The following is a 17,503-nucleotide window of genomic DNA, read 5'->3' on the forward strand; positions in this document are numbered from 1 at the left end:
GCGGGTCAACTGACGGCCACCGCAGCGACGGTGACCTGTGTGTGCGGCAGCCAACGCTGGTGCACGGGCACGGGGGCCTCCCGCAACAGCTGCAGGCGCGGCGGGACACGGTCGGTGCGGGCGCCGGGGGGCCTGCGGCTGCCCGCCTTCCACGACGTCGGCCACGGTGCGGCGGGCCCCGCGTATTCCTGCGCCGCGGCGGCGTGCAGGGTCCACAGCGGATCGTGGAGCTGGGCTCGGCCGACGGCGCACAGATCGGCACGACCGGCCAGGATGATGGAGTTCACGTCGTCGTAGGTGGAGATCGCGCCGACGGCGATGGTGGGAATGCCGGTGGCATTGCGGATCAGGTCCGCGTACGGCGTCTGGAAACTGCGGCCGTAGCGGGGCTTTTCATGGGCGACGACCTCGCCGGTGGACACGTCGATGGCATCGGCCCCGGCCTGGGACAGAGCTCGGGCGATCTCGACCGCGTCGGCCTCCGTGGTGCCCCCGTCGGCCCAGTCCGTTGCGGAGACACGGACGATCAGCCCCTTGCCCGCCGGCCATATGGCGCGTACGGCCTCCAGGACCTGCACCGGGAAGCGCAGGCGGTTGGCGAGGCTGCCGCCGTAGGCGTCGGTGCGGGTGTTCGTCAGGGGTGACAGGAAGCCGGACAACAGGTGTCCGTGCCCGAACTGGAGCTCAAGGACGTCGAATCCGGCCCGGTCGGCGCGGCGCGCGGCGGCGACGAAGTCCCCGGTGACGTCCTCCATGTCCTGACGCGTGGCTTCCCGGGGCGTGCTGCTGCCGCTGTCCCAGGGAAGGGCCGAGGCCGCGAGGAGCGGCCATCCGCGGTCACCGAGCGGGATGCCGCGGCCGTCGGCGCGGGGCACACTGGTCGCCGCCCGCCGGCCGGCGTGGGTGAGCTGAATGCCCAGGCAGGCACCCGACTGCCGGTGGACGAAGTCGGTGATCTTCCGCCAGGCGGCCTCCTGTTCGTCGGTGTACAGACCGGGGCAGCCTGGTGTGGCGCGGCCTTCCGGACTCACCGCCGTCATGCCCGCGATGACGAGCCCGGCCCCGCCGAGGGCCTGGGTGCTCAGGTGAACGAGGTCGAAGTCCCCCGGCAACCCGTCACCTGCCGAGTACAGGGCGGTCGGGGGCGCCACGACACGGTTACGCAGATGCAGGCCACCGAGCTGGAACGGCCGGAACACGGGCGGCACGGCGGCGGTGGAGGCCGCGGCGGGGCTGAGCGGCGACGGCGTCGACGCGTGCCATGCCTCCTCCACCGCGTCCGTGAACTCCTTGTCCCGCACACGCAGGTTGTCGTGAGTGACGCGTCGGCTGCGGGTCAGAAGGTTGAAGGCGAACTGGTGCGGCTCCTGCCCCGTGTAGCGCCCCACGCTCTCGAACCACTCGAGGCTGGCCTGGGCGGCACGCTGGGTGGACTCGACCACCGGCTTGCGCTCCGCCTCGTACGCGGCCAGCGCCGTCGTGAGGTCGGGCTGTTCATGGAGGCAGGCCGCGAGCGCGAGGGCGTCCTCCATCGCGAGCTTGGTGCCCGAGCCTATGGAGAAGTGCGCGGTGTGGGCCGCGTCGCCGAGCAGGACGGTGTTGCCGTGCCGCCAGGTCTTGTTGCGGACGGTGGAGAAGCGGATCCACTTGGAGTTGTTGGGTATCAGGCGGTGTCCGTCGAGGTGGTCGGCGAGGATCTCCTGGCACAGCCGGATGCTGTCCTCGTCGCTGGTCCCCGGCGGGTGGTCGCGGGCCGCGAACTCGGCGAAGCCGGCCCGTCGCCAGGAGTCCTCGTCGATCTCCACGATGAACGTGCTGCGGGTGGCGTCGAAGGGGTAGGCGTGGACCTGTACGGTGCCGAAGTCGCGCTCTTCGACGATGAATGTGAACGCCTCGAAGACCTTGTCCGTGGCGAGCCACATGTAGCGGCAGTGCCGTTCGTCGAGGACCGGCTGGAAGGTGTCGGCGTAGGCGGCGCGGGCCGCCGACCGTACCCCGTCGCCGGCGACCACCAGGTCGTACCCGGTGGCGAGTTCGGCCATCGGGGGCGCCGGGGTGCGGTAGCGCACGTCCACGTTCAGGTCGGCGCACCGCTCCTGCAGGATGGTCAGCAGCCGCTTGCGCCCGAGCGCCGCGAAGCCGTGTCCCCCCGAAGTGAGCACCTGGCCCTTGTAGCGGATGTCGATGTCGCTCCAGCGGGCGAACTCTGCCGACATCGCCGCGAAGGTCTCGGGGTCGGCCTGCGCGATGCCGTCGAGGGTCTCGTCGGAGAACACGACTCCGAACCCGAAGGTGTCGTCGGCCGCGTTGCGCTCCCAGACCGTGACCTCCCAGTGCGGGGAGAGCTGCTTGGCCAGGGCTGCGAAGTACAGCCCTCCCGGCCCTCCCCCGATGACTGCTACGCGCACGGCGTCCTCCCTACGGTTCCACCAGCAAAATATGCTGCGATTTCTGCGATCGTCAAGAAAACTATATACATGATGTTCAGAGGAGGCGTTCCGGCGCCTGGGGGCCCGCCTTGGTCAGCGCCTCGCGCACGTCGTCGGGCCAGGGGGTGGCCCCGGCCGCGCGGGCGGCCGAGTGCGCGATCGACATGCGCCCCGTGGCCGCTACCTCGCCGTCCTCCGCCTGGACGGTGAAGGCGTAGTGCAGGGAGGCCGTACCGACCTTCGTGACCCTCAACTCGACGCGGACGAGCTGGCCGAACCAAAGCCGTGCACGGTAGTCCGCCTCGAAGTGCACCCGCGGCGTGCTACCGAAGAGGTGGGCCAGACCCAGCCGGGTCAGTAGTACGGCCTCGGCCGCCTCCACCCAGCGCACGACCGTCGAGTGGTGGTAGTGACCGGCCGCATCGGTGTCCGGCCACTCGACGCGGCGCTCGATGACGACGCTGGGCAGCTGGGGCTCACAGGCTTCGAGGCCTCCGGCGGAACAGCCGTCGCCTCGGGGCGACTTCGGCGGTGGGCTGGAGGTGTCCATGAGGGTGCCTTTCGACAAGCCGGCCACGGCCGGCATGGAGGTAGGACGGCCGCGCCGTCCACGGAAGAGGCGGCGCCCAGCGGGGCGCCCGCATCAACTGGGCGCGCCCAGGGCGTACTTACGCAGCTCGGCGCGCTGCAGCTTGCCGTTGCTCGTGCGCGGCAGGTCGGCGACGAACTCGATGGCGCGGGGGTACTTGTAGGGCGCGATGGTCCGCTTGACGTGGTCCTGGAGCTCCTTGACGGTGACCTCGTCGCCAGGGGCGTGCGGCGCGAGCACCACATACGCCTTCACGATCATCCCGCGACGTTCGTCCGGGGCTCCGACGACACCGCAGTCCTGGACATAGGGATGGGCGACCAGGGCCTTCTCGACCTCGGGGCCGGCGATGTTGTAACCGGAGGAGACGATCATGTCGTCGCTGCGGGCCACGTACCAGAAGTAGCCCTCCGCGTCCCTGATATAGGTGTCGCCGGTGATGTTCCAGCCGTTCCGGACGTACGTCGTCTGACGGGGGTCGTCCAGGTACCGGCATCCGGTGGGGCCGGTCACCGCGAGCAGTCCGGGCTCACCGTCCGGGACGGGCATGCCGGCTTCGTCGACGACTTTGGCCCTGTATCCGGGAACGGGTCTGCCCGTGGAGCCAGGGCGTATGTCGTCGTCCGCGGCGGAGATGAACACGTGGAGCATCTCCGTAGCGCCGATACCGTCGATGATCCGCAGACCGGTGGCGGCACGGAAGTCCTCCCAGACCTGCGCCGGCAGGGCCTCGCCGGCGGACACGCAACGCCGGAGGTTCGCCAGACGGTCGGCCTTCCCGGCCCTCATGATCGCCCGGTACGCGGTGGGAGCGGTGAACAGCACCGTCACCCCGTGCTCGGCGACGTGTTCCGCCAACTGGTCCGGCGTCGCCTGTTCCAGCAGCAGCGAGGCCGCACCGACATGCAGCGGGAAGACGACCAGGCCCCCGAGTCCGAAGGTGAAGGCGAGCGGCGGCGTTCCCGTGAACACGTCGTCCGGTTGGGGTTTGACGATGTGACGGGAGAACGTGTCGGCGTTGGCCAGCACATCACGGTGGAAGTGCAGTGTGGCCTTCGGGGTCCCGGTGGTCCCGGACGTGAAGCCGATCAGCGCCACATCGTCCGCCGCCGTGTCGACATCGCGGAACGTCGCCTCTTTGGTCGCACAGCGGGCGACAAGGTCGCCGGCGCCGATGCCACCGTAGGCGATGACCTGCATCCCCGGCGCGTCGGCGGCCTGCAGCTCCGCCAGGTAACGGTGATCGCATACGGCGACGACCGGGAGGCTGATCTCGTGCAGTTGCGCCAGTTCCGCCGCACGCAGCAACGGCATCGTGGTGACAGCGACGCATCCCGCCTTCAGGACGCCGAACCACGCGGCGACGAGCCAGGGGTTGTTGGGGCCGCGCAGCAGAACACGGTTTCCGGGCCGGACGCCGAAGTCCTCGGTCAGGACACGGGCCACCTCATTGGCCCGGCGCAGCAGGTCACCGTAGGTCCAGCGCTCGGTGGGCGTCAGCAGACACGGCCGGTCTGCGCCCCAGCGCTCGACGGCGTCGTCCAGCAGCCGTCCGGCGCAGTTGAGTCGCTCGGCGTACTTCAACTCTGCGAGGTCGAAGTGGAGTTCGGGCCAGAGGTCGGATGGCGGGAGGCGATCGCGGCAGAACGTGTCCACATGGGCAGACGGAGAGAGCTCCATGGGGTGCACCTCATCTCGGGGCAGCAGGGAGAGTGCAGCAAGTATCCTGCTTTTCTTACGACAGTCAATGTTTCGCTATACGACTTTCCCTGACGCCGCAGCCGAGGGCGCAACCCGGACACCCCAACTCCCTTGAACCGCAGACCAGAAGCGGCCACACGCCACCGCGTCCAACAGCCCCGCGCCAACAGGGAGAGGACCGAGAGTGGTCAGCGGGGCGCCGGAACGCGGACCCGGACGACCTTTCCCGAGCCGCACGGGAAGACGTTCACCACGCCGGACGCATCCGCGACCAGGAGGTCGACGATGAACAGGCCACGGCCACCCTCCGCCTCGACATCGACCTCCGAGCCGACTCCCGGCAGAGCCGGATCGCCGTCCCCGACGTCCAGCTGTATCCAGTCACGCCCGAACGTGATCGCAGCGCACAGCCAGTCCGTGACCGCGTGGCGCACCACGTTGGACACCAGCTCCGTGACCGCCAGGAGCAGCATGTCCTCCAGATCCGCCGGAACACCCCGGCACCGGAGGGCCACCCGGACGCCGGCCCGAGCACGAGGAGCGCAAGCGAGGGTCGGCCGCATGACCCACTGACGGGAGGCGTGACCGCGCAGCCCGCAGACAGTAGGCCGCATCCAGGCGCGAGGAGGCAGCGAAGGGCGAACGAGGGTGGCGAACGGAGAGGGCATTGCGGACTCCGGACGGGAGGGTGGCGTACACACTCGTGTAACCACCTGCTGTCATCGCAGGCGTTTTTGGGGAAACCTGGCTTCCCTCAGATAGTTACACGTGTAACATCGTGCCTCTCGGCGGCCCTGCGCGCAATACATTTCGGACATTTCTTTCAGGTCGGTGTCGAGGCCCTCCGCGGAGGGACCGCTGTCGACAGACCTCAGGCACAACTGGCCGCCGAGACCTCACCGCTTGCCCGCCTACCCCGGAAAAGAGGCAGACATGACGAAATCACCGCCCGCCCAGATGGACCTCGGGTGGCCTCCACCGCCCTTCCTGGCTCCCTCTCCGGCACAGATCGGCCCGGAGGGTGTCCGCCGCTTCGACGGCCTCACGTATGCGACGAGCCCGGGGTACCGCCCGCGCGTGCTCGACGTACACGTCCCGGCGAGCGAGGAGCCGGTAGCGGCGGTGGTATGGATCCACGGTGGCGGATGGCTGGAGGGCGACCGGCGCTATCCACCGCCCACCGTCCCCGTCGAGCTGCTGCACGGTTTCGTGCTGCGGGCCGGTCTCGCCCTCGTCTCCATCGACTACCGGCACAGCCTGGAGGCCCCGTTCCCGGCACAGCTGCACGACGTCAAGGCCGCCATCCGCTACGTGCGCCGTTTCGCGAGCACGCTCGGGATCGACGGCGACCGCATCGGCGTATGGGGTGAGTCCGCGGGAGGACACCTGGCCGCACTCGCCGGGCTCGTCGGCCCGGCCGGCAGCCGAGGCGCCGACCTCGAAGGCGGCGAAGGCACCACCGAAGAGAGCAGCTCGGTCCATGCCGTCGTCGACTGGTACGGCGTCTCGGAGTTGATTTCCCTCCTGTCGCACACCCTGCCGGCCGTCCCTGGGCTCGACTACCCCAACCCGTTCACGGCACTACTGGGCGGCGCCACCGGGGAGGAGCTCGCGGCGCGGGCCGCGGTCGCGAGCCCGGTCACCCACGTGACGGCCGGCTCGCCGCCTCCGCCGTTCCTCCTGATCCACGGGACGAACGACGGACTGGTGCCGTACAGCCAGAGCGTGACTCTCGCCGCGGCGCTGGAGGAGATCGGGGCGGACGTGACACTGCATCCCGTCCCGGACGCGGATCACATCTTCCTGGGCGCGGCGGACGTCACGCCCATCGTGGCTCAGAGCGTCGACTTCCTCGTGCGTCATCTGAAGTCCACCGAGGCAGCTGCCCGCTGACCTCGGCTCGCGCGCTCAGGCGTACGGAGCGCCGCGCGTGTACGGCCCCGCGTCGATGCCGTGGCCATCAGTTTCGTTCCCCACCTCGGCCGGGTCCGTACACCGCGGCCGCGAGAGGTTTTCATGACTCGCGCCTTTTCCGCCACAGACACCGCGACAGCCCACAGCCGTCCGGATCCCACTGCCCCGAGCCCTGCGGTGTTCCCGTCGGGGCTTGCCTGCACGGCTCTCGCGGCGGCGCTCGGCTTGGCTTTCCATGTCCCGTCCGCGCGGTCGGTGATCGAGGTGGCCGACCGTCATTGGCTCACCTGGATGGGCGGCCCCCACGACGGTGCGTACGCGGCGTCGGCGAATGTGCTCGACTGGTTCGGCGGCCCGCTCGGAGCCGTCGTGCCCCTTGGCCTTCTCCTTCTACTCATGTGGCAGCGACGATGGTGGTCGACGGCTTATCTGGCCTCGGCCTATGTGTTGGGGAACATGGTCGTCGTCCAGGTCCTCAAGCACCTGGTCGACCGGTCGCGGCCCGCGCACCCGCTGGTCCGGGTGGACCACGGCTCGTTCCCGTCCGGGCATTCCGCCGGCACCGCGCTGCTCGTGGTGGTGGTCGGCGCCGTCCTGGTACCGGCCGCGCGCCGGCGCTCCTGGTGGCTGATCGGCAGCGCGTTCACTCTGGCCATGATGTGGAGCCGCACGTGGCTCCATGCCCATTGGCTCAGTGACACCGTGGCCGGTGCGTCGATCGGGGCGGGCGCCGCGCTCCTCCTCTGGTGTGCATTCGCCCCGCTGCTGGCCCGGGACCACGTGTCACGACGACTGCCGGGGAACCAGGACGGCGTCCGTCGGCGGCACTTCGGGTACGTCGGTTCCCTTGAGCAGCGCGTCGATGGTGTCCGCAACCAGAGCGGGTGACGGCAGTTCCAGGCGCACGGTGGTGAGCGGCGGGCGCTGCAGGGCGGAGGGCACGAGGTCGTCGGCGCCCATCACCGCCACCTCGTCGGGTACGGCGATGCCCTGGTCCTGGAAGGCGTGCAGCAGCAGGGTGGCGTACTCGTCGTTGTAGGCGAACACCGCATCGAGGCCCTGGCTCGGCCACGCCTGGGCCACCTCGGTGGCGGACTGCCGGGTGTAGCTCATCGGCACAGCGGTGACCGTCGCCGTACTCCGCGAGGCGACGGTCTGGGCGCCGGCCAGGCGAGGCTGGGCGAAGGCGTCAAGGCCGCGTTCGCGCGGCAGGATCACGCCGATCCGCTTTCGCCCCCGCGAGACGAGGTGTTCCGCCGCCACCTCGCCGATCCTGGCGTGGTCGAAGGTGAACGTGTGGACCCCCGCGGTGGGCCGGGAGGCGAAGGCGACCAAGGCAGGCACACCGGCACGCCGGAGCACGTCCACGGCACGGCCGGTCAGACGGTCTCCGTCCAGCGCCAGAACCGCGGCCGGCCGCAGCTCGGCCCAGGCACGAGCTCCGACGGCCGCATCGGCGTACCGGCCCGCGTGCAGAACCGCGATGTAGCCATGGCGCTCGAGTTCGCTGTGCAGGTCGTCGAGCCAGCTGCTGACCAGTCCGCCGACCGCCGCGACGGACGCGGGGATCAGCACCAGATTGCTGCGGCCGGCCCGGAGTGACCGGGCCGCCGCGTGCGGGACGTACCCCAGCTGCTGTGCCGCGGCGAGCACCCGCGCCCGCGTCGCGTCGCTCACGCGGTGCGCCTGGGTGTTGTTGAGGACGAACGAGACCGTGGCCCGCGACACCCCGGCCAGTCGGGCTACGTCCGCGCTCGTGATCGGCGCCGACGTGTTCGACTCCTGGGCCATCGGGTGCCTCACCTGGTCTGATTGCGTGTCGAGCTTGGTCATCAGGTTACACGCGTTAAGGCGGACTGGCCGACTCGACAACCACACCGCCCCAACCGGGATATGCCGTCTTATTGACCGCCGCGATATTCACTCGATAATTTGGGCACGGAGCATCACTCCGGGTTGAGGCGAGGTCGTTGGTCCGCCAAGCCCGCCTGCCACGGCTCCCGGAGTTGGACACCATGCGCCTCCCTTGTGCGCACGTTTCACGCCTCGAAAATGACCTTCCTCCCTCGCACAGAGAGGTCGGAGAAGCGATCCGATGAATCCAGCCGGCGAGAGCGGTGCCTCTTCCCACCCCCGTTGTCCGGCGAACCGTCGTCAGGTCTTCGGCGGCTTGCCTCCAGAGAACTCACGTCTGCCGTACGAGGAGTTGCGCCGTCGCTGGGGATCCGTCGCCCCGGTCGAGATCCTGCCGAGCGTCACCGCATGGCTCGTCCTGGACCACCAGGCGGCCTTGGAGGTGATCTGGAACGAGCGCCTTTTCTCCAGCGACGCGCGGCGTTGGAACGCCGGCATCGACCCAGGATGGGCGGCCGACGCACCGCAGTTGGTGATGCTCGGCCCGCGTCCGTCGGTGTCCCGCCTCGACGCTCAGGAACACAGGCGGCAACGTCATGCCTTGACCGGCGTCCTGGATCAGATCGATCTGCCGCGCCTGCGCCGCCTGGTCCAGCAGCAGGCCGACCACCTCGTCGACCGCTGGGCACCGCGCGCGACGGCGGACCTGGTCGCCGAGTACAGCCGCCCCCTGACGTGGACCGTCTTCGCCCACCTGTTCGGCTTCTCCCCGCAATCGATCCCCGCGTTGGAGGCGCTGGTCGACGCCGTCACCGGCACCGCAGACGACGCCGCCTACGCGGATGCCGAGTTGCTGGAAGCGATGTGTCGGCTCGTGAACGCCAGAGTCGCCACGCCTGGCCCGGACCTCGCGTCCTGGTTGATTCACGCGACCCCGCTGACGGACACGGAGATCGCGCACAACCTGGTGCAGCTTCTCCTCTTCGGGGCCACCAGCACCGTCAACTGGGTCGGCAACGCCCTGCGGCTGCTCCTGTCCGACAGCCTTGTGAGTTCTTCCGTGGCGACCGGCCGCCTCACCCCGTCGGACGTCCTCGACCGGACGCTCATGGACGACCCGCCCGTCCCCAACATCGCCGGTCGGTGGGCCACGGAAGACATCATGTTCGCGGGGCACGCGGTCCGCGCGGGCGACCTGCTCATCCCATGCCTGGCGGCCGCGAACAACGACCCCGCCATCCTCGGCGGCCGCGCCGTCCACACGAGTGGCCGCGCACACCTGGCGTGGGGGACGGGAGCGCACGGGTGCCCCGCCAAGGACATGGCCCGGCTGATCGCCGAGACAGCGGTGGACGTGGCACTGCGCCGACTCGGGGAGCCACGGCTGGACACCCCCGGCTCCGCCACGGTCTCGAGGCAGTCCTTGTGGTGCAGCGGACCGGCCGAGCTACCGGTCGCGTTCACCCCGGTACATCCCGAACACCGCACCGAGGCGCCGCCCGAGCTACCGGACGTACTGCCGGTTCCGGAGAGAACGCGCACTGGAGACGCGGAGGAGGGAGAGACCACACAGCGGTGGGGCTGGTGGAATTCCATGACCGGGTGGTAGCGGCAAGGTCTCGCCCTGGCGCTGCGTGTGACTGCGGACATGCAGCTCGCCCATACCCACCACGTCGTCCCCCCAGCGCGCTACGTGGGCAAACCTCTGCTGGGGTGTGGTCGACCAAGCCTCGACCGCGGCCTTCACGAAAGCGCGTTTCTGGTCGTCAGTGTTCGGTCCCCAGGGCTGGAAACGACAAGCCTCAGGGAGGCAGGCCCACGTGTGAACGGCCTGCGAGTCATCAAGAGCGATCTTGTCCAAGGTCACCGAGTGGTGACTCATGGGCTGATCTTGCCAACTGGAGTCAGACAGGGCTACGGGTTGGAGAACACGCCCCCAGCAACTGACTCCACATCAACGCGCGAAGAGCCGCCGACAACTCGGCGGCACTTCGCTCGCGACGCCTCGCAGCGCCTTCCTTGGTTGCGCTGACCTTGGTTGCGATCACGATGCGGTTCCGAGAGCGCGGATCCGGATGATCGCTGCGCGGAAGTGGAGGGGGCGAGGCGACTTTCGGGTGTCGTGACTGGTTTGGTGGGCATCTCGGCCGGAGTTGGTCTCGAGGCTCGACATGTTGATCATTTAGAGCGGGCTCCAGGATGCCGGCGACGTCCAGGCGCGCCCCACGGAGCATGATCAAGCCGCTCGGCGGCCCCTTCACCCCTACCAACATGCCGATCGACCAGGCCAGATAATCAATCGCCGCCCGCACCATCGTCCTGGGACCGGATGGACTCGTGCTCTGGGGAGCCGTGAGCGACGGCCAGGTTGTGCTCGACCTGTTCGAGTCCCTCCAATAGTGCCTTTTGCCGCGCGGGGGTCATCTGGGCGGTCGTGATCGCTTCGAGTTGCGCCCACAGCTGCTCCACCGAGCGTCGTAGTCCGTTGCCGGCGGCGGTGGTCTCCACCAGCGAGGCGCGCCCGTCGTTCGGGTCGGGCCGGCGGCGGACGAACCCGGCCCGCTCGAGGCGTTGCACGGTGCGGGTCATGGCAGCCGAGTCCGTGTCGAAGACCACGGCGAGGTCCGCCTGCCGCTGGGGCCCGGTATCCCACAGGTGCATCAGGAGCAGTTCGTGGCCGGGGTGGAGTCCGACGGCCCGGAACAACTGCCTTGCCTGGATGACGTGCAGCCGTGTCACCCGGATCAGAGCGTTGCTGATCGGGCCGCTGCCGGCAGCGGTGGCGGAGGGGGCGCCTCCCCGTCGGGGCTGTCGTGAAGTCATGGATCATCCTACTGTGCTGCGGCTTCGGACCAGTTCGCGACGGCCGGCGGGCACCGCTGCGCGGTGAGGGGTCACCGCCGGGTGAGGAGCGCCATGTCGTTCTGGTCGAGGGTGATGTGCGCGGCCTCCATGTTCTGTCGCAGGTGACTGACAGAAGCAGTGCCGGGGATCTGCACGATCGAAGGCGACCGCGCCAGCCCCCAGGCGATGGCCACCTGGAACGGGGTGGCCCCGTGACGTTCCGCGACGTCGAGCAGGTCACCATCGCCCAGTGGGCTGTGGCCACCACCCAGCGCGAAGAACGGCATGAAGGCGATGCCGGCACGCGCGCACTCGTCGACCAGCGCGGCGTCGCCTTGCTCCAGGACGCCGAAGCGGTTCTGAACGGCGGCGACCGGCGCGATCGAACGGGCCTCCGCGAGTTGTTCACTGGTGACGTTGCTGACGCCCAGATGCCGAATCAGTCCCTCGTCGCGCAGTTCAGCAAGTACGGCGAAGCGGTCACCGAGCGGGGCGGAGGTGAACACCCGCAGGTAGACGAGGTCGAGGATGTCGAGGCCGAGTTCGGTCAGGTTGCGCTCGACCTCGGTTCGCAGCTGAGCGGGGCCGGCCTCGCCATGCATCTCCCCGCTCGGCAGGCGCATCGGACCGACTTTGGTGGCGATTGACAGGTCGGCGGGGTAGGGGTGGAGCGCCGTGCGCAGGATGTCGTTGGCGCGGTTGTCACCGGTGAAGTAGAAGGCCGCGGTGTCGATGTGGCACGCGCCGAGTTCGACGGCGAGACGTGCGACTGCCACCGCGGTCGCGCGATCGCTCGCGGGGCCGCCCCAGCGGCCGGGGAGCTGCATCGCCCCGAATCCGAGGCGGGGGACGGTGAGCGTGCCGTCCAGCCGGAACGTGCTCTGCGGTGGGTTGGCGGGGGACGTGGGCATACGCATCGGCTGGTCTCCAAGTCGAATCGGTCACCGAGCGAGGCCGGCAGTCGCCCCTTCGTCAGGCCGACGTCGCGTTGCCCGACACAGCGGACGACCGCTCGTCGATCAGTGGTTCGAGACCGGCGGCGAGAACGTGACAGGTGCCGCCCCGGCAAGTGTGAGTCGCTGCCGCGACGCTGGAGCGTTCCGCGTACTTCCCGGTCTCGTGTTGGTGCAGTTCCCGGTTTCGTGTGGGCCATTTTGCTGTCCGGAACATATAGATGCTGCTGAGGGATCGGCACCTCACGGATATCAGCCTACGCCGCCCAGATCTGTCTGTCTCTATGGAATAGTTCCACGACGTCGAGCATTATCCTGTCCGAGACAGCTAATGGGTTCGGCCTCCTGCCGGCCTGTGCAGTGGAAGGACGTGATGTGGAGCCATCGCCCAACCGGCCGATGTCGCCATCCAGGTCGAGGCATCACGGCCGCGGTCGCCCGATCGGGCCGGCGCCGTCGGCGTTCGAGGCCCTGCGGTCGGCCCCCGCGATGAGGGTCCTGGTCGCTTCCAGAAGTGATCTTCCGCCGCCACCCATGAGTGTGCTTCTCATCCCGTTCAAGATCATCCATAACCGACGTGAGGTACAGCGATGAAGGCAATCCAGATGACCGAGCAGGGCGGCCCCGAGGTGCTGCGGCTGGTAGAGCTCCCTGACCCGCAGCCGGGGCCCGGCCAGGTACTGATCCGAGTGGAGTCCGCTGCGGTCAATTTCTCCGACGTCATGCGCCGCCGAGGCGACGTCTACCCGGTGGCCACGCCGTCGCCCTTCGTGCCTGGCGCCGAGGTGGCGGGCACCGTCGTCGCCCTTGGGCCCGGAGTGGATGGTCCGGCGGTCGGCACCAAGGTGTTCGGCAGCGTCGGTGCCGACGCCTCCGGCGGTTACGCGGAACTGGCGCTCGCCTACGCCCCCAGCGTGATCCCGATCCCTGAAGGGCTCGACTCCGACGCCGCGGCCGGCATCGTCGTCTCGGGACTGGCGGCGACCGTCACCCTCACCGAGCTCATCGGGCTCCGAAAGGGCCAGAGCGTGTTCATCCCCGCCGCGGCCGGGGGTGTCGGCCAGTACGCCGTGCAGATCGCCAAGCTCCTGGGCGCCGACACGGTGATCGGGGGCGCCAGCACTCCGGCCAAGCGTCAGATCGCACTCGACCTCGGGGCCGACCACGCCGTCGACTACACCCAGGAAGACTGGCCGGAAGTGGTGCGGGAACTGACGGGCGGTGTCGGGGTGGACGGCGCGCTGGAGATGTCGGGCCCGGCCCGCCTGGCCCAGACGCTGCGCGCCCTGGCCCCGTTCGGACGTCTGGTCGTGCTGGGCTCGGTCAGTGGAACCACCGAGGGCCTGGACCCGGCCGCACTGGCTCCGCTGCTGTACGACCCGGCTCCCAGCCAGTCCCTGATCGGCTTCAACCTGGGCGTCTGGTTCGAGCACCGGCTGCCGGAGGCGGGCAAGGCGCTGCACCGCCTGGTGGGATGGGTCGCTTCGGGCGAGGTGCGCACTCCGGCCACTCAGTCGCTGCCCCTCGCCGAGGCGGCCGAGGCCCACCGTCTTCTGGAGACCGGCCAGACCGCGGGCAAGCTCATCCTCAAGCCCTGATACGCCGGGCCGGCCCCTCCACTGCGGCCGGCTCCGGCTGTATCGGCCGGGCCGGCCCTCGCCCCTCCGGCACCTCGTCCAGTCGCGCGCCGGCCGCGTCGTGGTGGGCCCGGACGGTGGTGGAGTCCACACCGACCAGGGACAGGTCGATCTCGCCGCATCGGGCGGCCTCGACGAAGACGCCTTCCAGGAGTGCCTGGAAGGCGTCGCCGTCCCGGCGGCGCGAGAACGGTTGTAGACGGTCTGCCACATGCCGAACCGCTCGGGCACCTCTCGCCACTGAAGGCCGGTACGAAACCGCCGGCGCACCCCCTCGAACTGCTCGCGCAGCCGCTCGGGATACGGGCCGAACTGGCCGAACTACTCGCCAATCGGCAGGTAGGGCTCGGTGAACCTGCTTTCCGCGTCGGTCAGTTGCGCACGCGTCACATGACCGACCTATCCAACGCAGCCCTCGGCCGGTGTCAAACCTGGCTTTGGCCACAACGGGAGAGAGGCCCAGCGCGTCGACGAGACGGACTGCCGCGCCCAGGCCCAGACGGACTGCCGCCCCGGCCCCAGACGGACTGCCCGCCTGGGACCGGGGCGACTGCTCCCCCTCCCGCAAACCAGTCAGTTACACGTGTGACTGACTAGTCGAGAGTCGATGCCGCGGTCGTTCCGTGGTGTCGCCTATCGAGACGCACGCGAGTGCAGCATGCGCGAGTGACCCGCGAGATCGCTGATCGCCGAGACGACGGAGTCGAAGCGCAGCGTGGTGCGAGTGTCGGCTTCGTAGGGCGCCCACTCCGGCAATCCCGGGTGATTGGGATTCCCGTCGCGGACGAAGGAGATCCACGCCTGGTGCATGCTCTGCGCCAGACCCTGGCGAGCGGCGGGCTCGATCCCCTCGACGAACGGGGCCCGGGACCAGTTGTCGAAGTTGTTGAAGACGAAAGGCAGTTCAAGACAGTGAGCCGCCCCCAGCCTGCCCTGGTGAGCGGGCGTTTCGAAGTCGAACTGGTACGCCCACGCCGGGCGCCCCATCTGTGCGCGGGCGTCCGCCAGCCGCAGGCTGGGCACGCGGAACAGTTCGTCGCTGATCAGGTCCATCAGCACATCCACGGGCCGGGATCCGGGCCGCGTGCGCCCATAGGCGGCGTAGACCTCGGATGCGTCACTTCCGAACGTATCGGCGATTCTGCCGATCACCTGCTCCTTGGTGGCCGTCTCGTAGCCCGCCCCGGTGCGGGCAAAGCTGAAGTTGGACTCGTCGCGGGTCCAGCCGATCATGACCTCGATATCCGCACCGCCGTCGCAGAGCAACGTTTCCCCGGGGTGGCGGGACAATGTGACCCCGTCGATGACCGGGAGGAAGGGCGTGGGCCAGTACCCCCAGCGGGCGGTGGCCCCGAACAGCGCCCCGGTCGCCTCGACCAGACGCGGCCAAGGGACCTGTCGCAGCGCTTCGACGTCGCTCGCCCCGACGATCTTGAGGAACGTCTCGGTGACCTCCGCGCAGGCCTGCGGGTCGGGGATCTGCAGGCCGAAGGGTGCGCTCTGCAGGATGGCTCGATGGAAGAGCCCCTGCGCGGCGGGATGCCCCGCCAGCGCCGCGGTGGAAATCGCGCCTCCCGATTGACCGGCGACCGTTACGTTGTCCGGGTCGCCGCCGAAGTGCGCGATGTTCTCGTGCACCCAGCGCAGCGCGGCGGCCTGGTCCGTCAGCCAGAAGTTTCCCGACTCCGGCTCACCATGGTCGGGGCCGAAGTAGAGGAAGCCCAGCGGGCCGACACGGTAGTTGAGGGTCACCACGACGATGTCGCCGTTGCGGGCGAAGGTCTCACCGGAGTAGTAGGGCAGCGAGCCGGATCCCGAGACGAAGCCTCCGCCGTGGATCCAGACCATGACCGGCCGCCTCGCATCGTCGACCGCCGGGGTCCACACATTGAGGGTGAGACAGTCGTCGTCGAACGGAGGAGAGCCGTGCTCCCCCAGCACGGGATCACCGTTCTCCTTGAACATCTGCGGCGCGCTGGGGCCGAAGTCCGTGGCTTCGCGAACGCCGGTCCACCCGGGGTGAGGCTGAGCCGGGCGCCACCGCAGTTCACTCACGGGCGGGGCCGCATAGGGAACCCCCTTGAAGACGGCGACGCCGCCCTCGACGATCCCGCGCAAACGGCCGGCGGGGATTTGCACCAGCGGTGTGGCCGCACCAGGTTCCTCAGTCATGATCTCCCTTTCCTCCCCATCCCACGCCCGGTGGACGCAGCTGGACAATCCCTTGGCCCGGGGCCGGATCCCCATCCAGGATATTCTGTAAATTTTACGGACGTCAATGAAACAGCACATAGCTTGTCGTGCCCTACGCCTGCCTCAGACCCATCAGTCCCACAGGCGATCGGCCGCCAACCGCTCCGCCTCGCGCCGGAGGAGCCCTGCGAAAGCCCTCCACAGGACCAGCCCGGAACCCGCCCCCGCCATCGCGCCGGCGACCGTGTCACTCAGCCATTGAGCGTGCAGCCACACGCGGCTCCACATCATCAACGCGACGAACAAGCCGACCGCGAACCAACCCCACAGGCGCGCCCGCGGCCGAAGGAACACCACACCCATGGCGACCAGGAGGGCCGTCATCATGAACACCTGACCCGAAGGAAAGGATCCGTCACTCACCAGCACCCACGGGTGCGGCGGCCTGGCCCGGCCGACAAATCCCTTCAGGGGCAGGACGATCACCAGGTTGGCGAGCACACTCGTCGCGAAGAAGAAGAGGGCAGACCTCCACCGACCGTAGATCCCAAGGCAACCCGTCACAGCAAGCGGGATCACCAAGCCGATCGGCCCTCCGATCTTGTCGAGGAACAGTGCCAGCCCCATCACAGGACCCCGCACGGAACTGGCTGCGCCCGCGGTGAGACGCTCGTCCAGCTCCTGGAAGAAGGGTCTCCCGCCACCCCGGAGGAGCAGGCCCATGACGAAGGACGCCAGCAGAAGGATGACGCCCGCCTCAAGAGCCCCTCGGGGTGGAGCAGCCGGCACGAGCTGTCGGGGATCGACGGAGCGGTCGCCGTCGAGGTCGGTATTCGGGTTCTTCTCCAGCACGACAAGCCTTTCACTGACACAGGGACAGGCAACCGTTCCGTTCAGGCGTGAGGGTGGAGCTTCCGACCGCCGACAGCCCGCGCGACACCAGGACATGAGGACGCTTCGTACGGGCCCTCGGAACGTCGCAACACCCGAAGGAGCGGCGACAGGAGCGGGGCAAAGCGCCTATAGAGGCGGGCCCTTGGTCGGGCGGCGGTGCGAGGTGGCCCACGCCGCAGAGAATCGATGTGAAGCGCTCGCAGCGCGCAGGGGCGGCACCGCGAGCCCGATTCCGGCCACACTATGGCGTAAATGTGACGGCAGCCACCAGGGCGCTATGCGGCTCGTGTTTGAACCGTTACACACAGGCCTCTTGGGCGAGCCGACCGAGCTACACGTGACAACGACGTCAGTCGACCGGGCGAGCAGCTCCCGACCCTCAACCAAGCCGAGCCCGGAGCGCACCAAGGCGATGAATGAGGTGACGAGCGGGGGTGAGTCGCTTGCCTTACCCCTGGCGCAGTCCGACGAAGGGTGCTACACAAGGTCCCCACA

The 17,503-nt window shown here is 69.1% G+C and carries 13 protein-coding genes and 1 pseudogene; 4 read left to right on the forward strand and 10 right to left on the reverse strand.

Annotated elements, in window-relative coordinates; genetic code table 11:
* Positions 1 to 5: 5 nt before the first annotated feature.
* The 4 genes from ACFVXA_RS28410 to ACFVXA_RS28425 form a co-directional block, all read right to left on the reverse strand.
* A complete protein-coding gene (locus ACFVXA_RS28410) occupies positions 6 to 2,408 on the reverse strand; it encodes a bifunctional salicylyl-CoA 5-hydroxylase/oxidoreductase (RefSeq protein WP_390027362.1) in 2,403 nt (800 codons plus the stop codon).
* A gap of 76 nt (positions 2,409 to 2,484) precedes the next feature.
* Entirely contained in the window at positions 2,485 to 2,979 is a 495-nt protein-coding gene (locus ACFVXA_RS28415) for an acyl-CoA thioesterase (RefSeq protein ID WP_362022819.1), read from the reverse strand.
* Positions 2,980 to 3,072: 93 nt separating this feature from the next.
* Positions 3,073 to 4,698, reverse strand: a complete 1,626-nt coding sequence (locus ACFVXA_RS28420) for an AMP-binding protein (protein ID WP_390027364.1) — start codon at positions 4,696 to 4,698, stop codon at positions 3,073 to 3,075.
* Positions 4,699 to 4,907: 209 nt separating this feature from the next.
* A complete protein-coding gene (locus ACFVXA_RS28425) occupies positions 4,908 to 5,387 on the reverse strand; it encodes an ATP-binding protein (RefSeq protein ID WP_384021055.1) in 480 nt (159 codons plus the stop codon).
* A 265-nt stretch (positions 5,388 to 5,652) separates the two neighbouring features.
* On the opposite strand from ACFVXA_RS28425, the gene ACFVXA_RS28430 reads away from it, so the two are divergent.
* Both ACFVXA_RS28430 and ACFVXA_RS28435 read left to right on the forward strand, forming a co-directional pair.
* Complete coding sequence (locus ACFVXA_RS28430) at positions 5,653 to 6,612, forward strand: alpha/beta hydrolase fold domain-containing protein (RefSeq protein ID WP_384021058.1); 960 nt, start codon at positions 5,653 to 5,655, stop codon at positions 6,610 to 6,612.
* 246 nt (positions 6,613 to 6,858) lie between these two features.
* A complete protein-coding gene (locus ACFVXA_RS28435; RefSeq protein ID WP_362022809.1) occupies positions 6,859 to 7,521 on the forward strand; it encodes a phosphatase PAP2 family protein in 663 nt (220 codons plus the stop codon).
* On the opposite strand, the gene ACFVXA_RS28440 is transcribed toward ACFVXA_RS28435, so the two are convergent.
* The gene (locus ACFVXA_RS28440; protein ID WP_362022807.1) at positions 7,417 to 8,424 is read right to left on the reverse strand and encodes a LacI family DNA-binding transcriptional regulator; all 1,008 of its coding nucleotides are present in this window, start codon (positions 8,422 to 8,424) and stop codon (positions 7,417 to 7,419) included. The genes ACFVXA_RS28435 and ACFVXA_RS28440 overlap by 105 nt on opposite strands.
* Positions 8,425 to 8,803: 379 nt before the next feature.
* Between ACFVXA_RS28440 and ACFVXA_RS28445 the strand changes: the two genes are divergently transcribed.
* On the forward strand, positions 8,804 to 10,096 hold the full coding sequence (locus ACFVXA_RS28445) for a cytochrome P450 (RefSeq protein ID WP_390027366.1): 1,293 nt from the start codon (positions 8,804 to 8,806) through the stop codon (positions 10,094 to 10,096).
* A gap of 686 nt (positions 10,097 to 10,782) precedes the next feature.
* On the opposite strand, the gene ACFVXA_RS28450 is transcribed toward ACFVXA_RS28445, so the two are convergent.
* Together ACFVXA_RS28450 and ACFVXA_RS28455 are read right to left on the reverse strand one after the other, a co-directional pair.
* Complete coding sequence (locus ACFVXA_RS28450; protein WP_390027368.1) at positions 10,783 to 11,310, reverse strand: MarR family winged helix-turn-helix transcriptional regulator; 528 nt, start codon at positions 11,308 to 11,310, stop codon at positions 10,783 to 10,785.
* Between the two features lie 71 nt (positions 11,311 to 11,381).
* Positions 11,382 to 12,248, reverse strand: coding sequence for an aldo/keto reductase (locus ACFVXA_RS28455; RefSeq protein ID WP_383736890.1), 867 nt, complete (start codon positions 12,246 to 12,248; stop codon positions 11,382 to 11,384).
* A 626-nt stretch (positions 12,249 to 12,874) separates the two neighbouring features.
* Between ACFVXA_RS28455 and ACFVXA_RS28460 the strand changes: the two genes are divergently transcribed.
* The gene (locus ACFVXA_RS28460; protein ID WP_390027371.1) at positions 12,875 to 13,882 is read left to right on the forward strand and encodes a zinc-binding alcohol dehydrogenase family protein; all 1,008 of its coding nucleotides are present in this window, start codon (positions 12,875 to 12,877) and stop codon (positions 13,880 to 13,882) included.
* A 79-nt stretch (positions 13,883 to 13,961) separates the two neighbouring features.
* Here ACFVXA_RS28460 and ACFVXA_RS28465 read toward each other — a convergent pair.
* From ACFVXA_RS28465 to ACFVXA_RS28475, 3 genes and pseudogenes are all read right to left on the reverse strand, one after another.
* Positions 13,962 to 14,311: pseudogene (locus ACFVXA_RS28465) on the reverse strand (transposase); the annotation flags it as partial.
* A 243-nt stretch (positions 14,312 to 14,554) separates the two neighbouring features.
* Positions 14,555 to 16,093, reverse strand: coding sequence for a carboxylesterase/lipase family protein (locus ACFVXA_RS28470; RefSeq protein WP_390027373.1), 1,539 nt, complete (start codon positions 16,091 to 16,093; stop codon positions 14,555 to 14,557).
* A gap of 153 nt (positions 16,094 to 16,246) precedes the next feature.
* Positions 16,247 to 16,966: a phosphatase PAP2 family protein gene (locus ACFVXA_RS28475; RefSeq protein ID WP_390027375.1), complete on the reverse strand. Its 720-nt coding sequence runs from the start codon at positions 16,964 to 16,966 to the stop codon at positions 16,247 to 16,249.
* Positions 16,967 to 17,503: the final 537 nt, after the last annotated feature.

It is taken from the genome of Streptomyces sp. NPDC058246 (assembly GCF_042881985.1).
GTDB lineage: Bacteria > Actinomycetota > Actinomycetes > Streptomycetales > Streptomycetaceae > Streptomyces.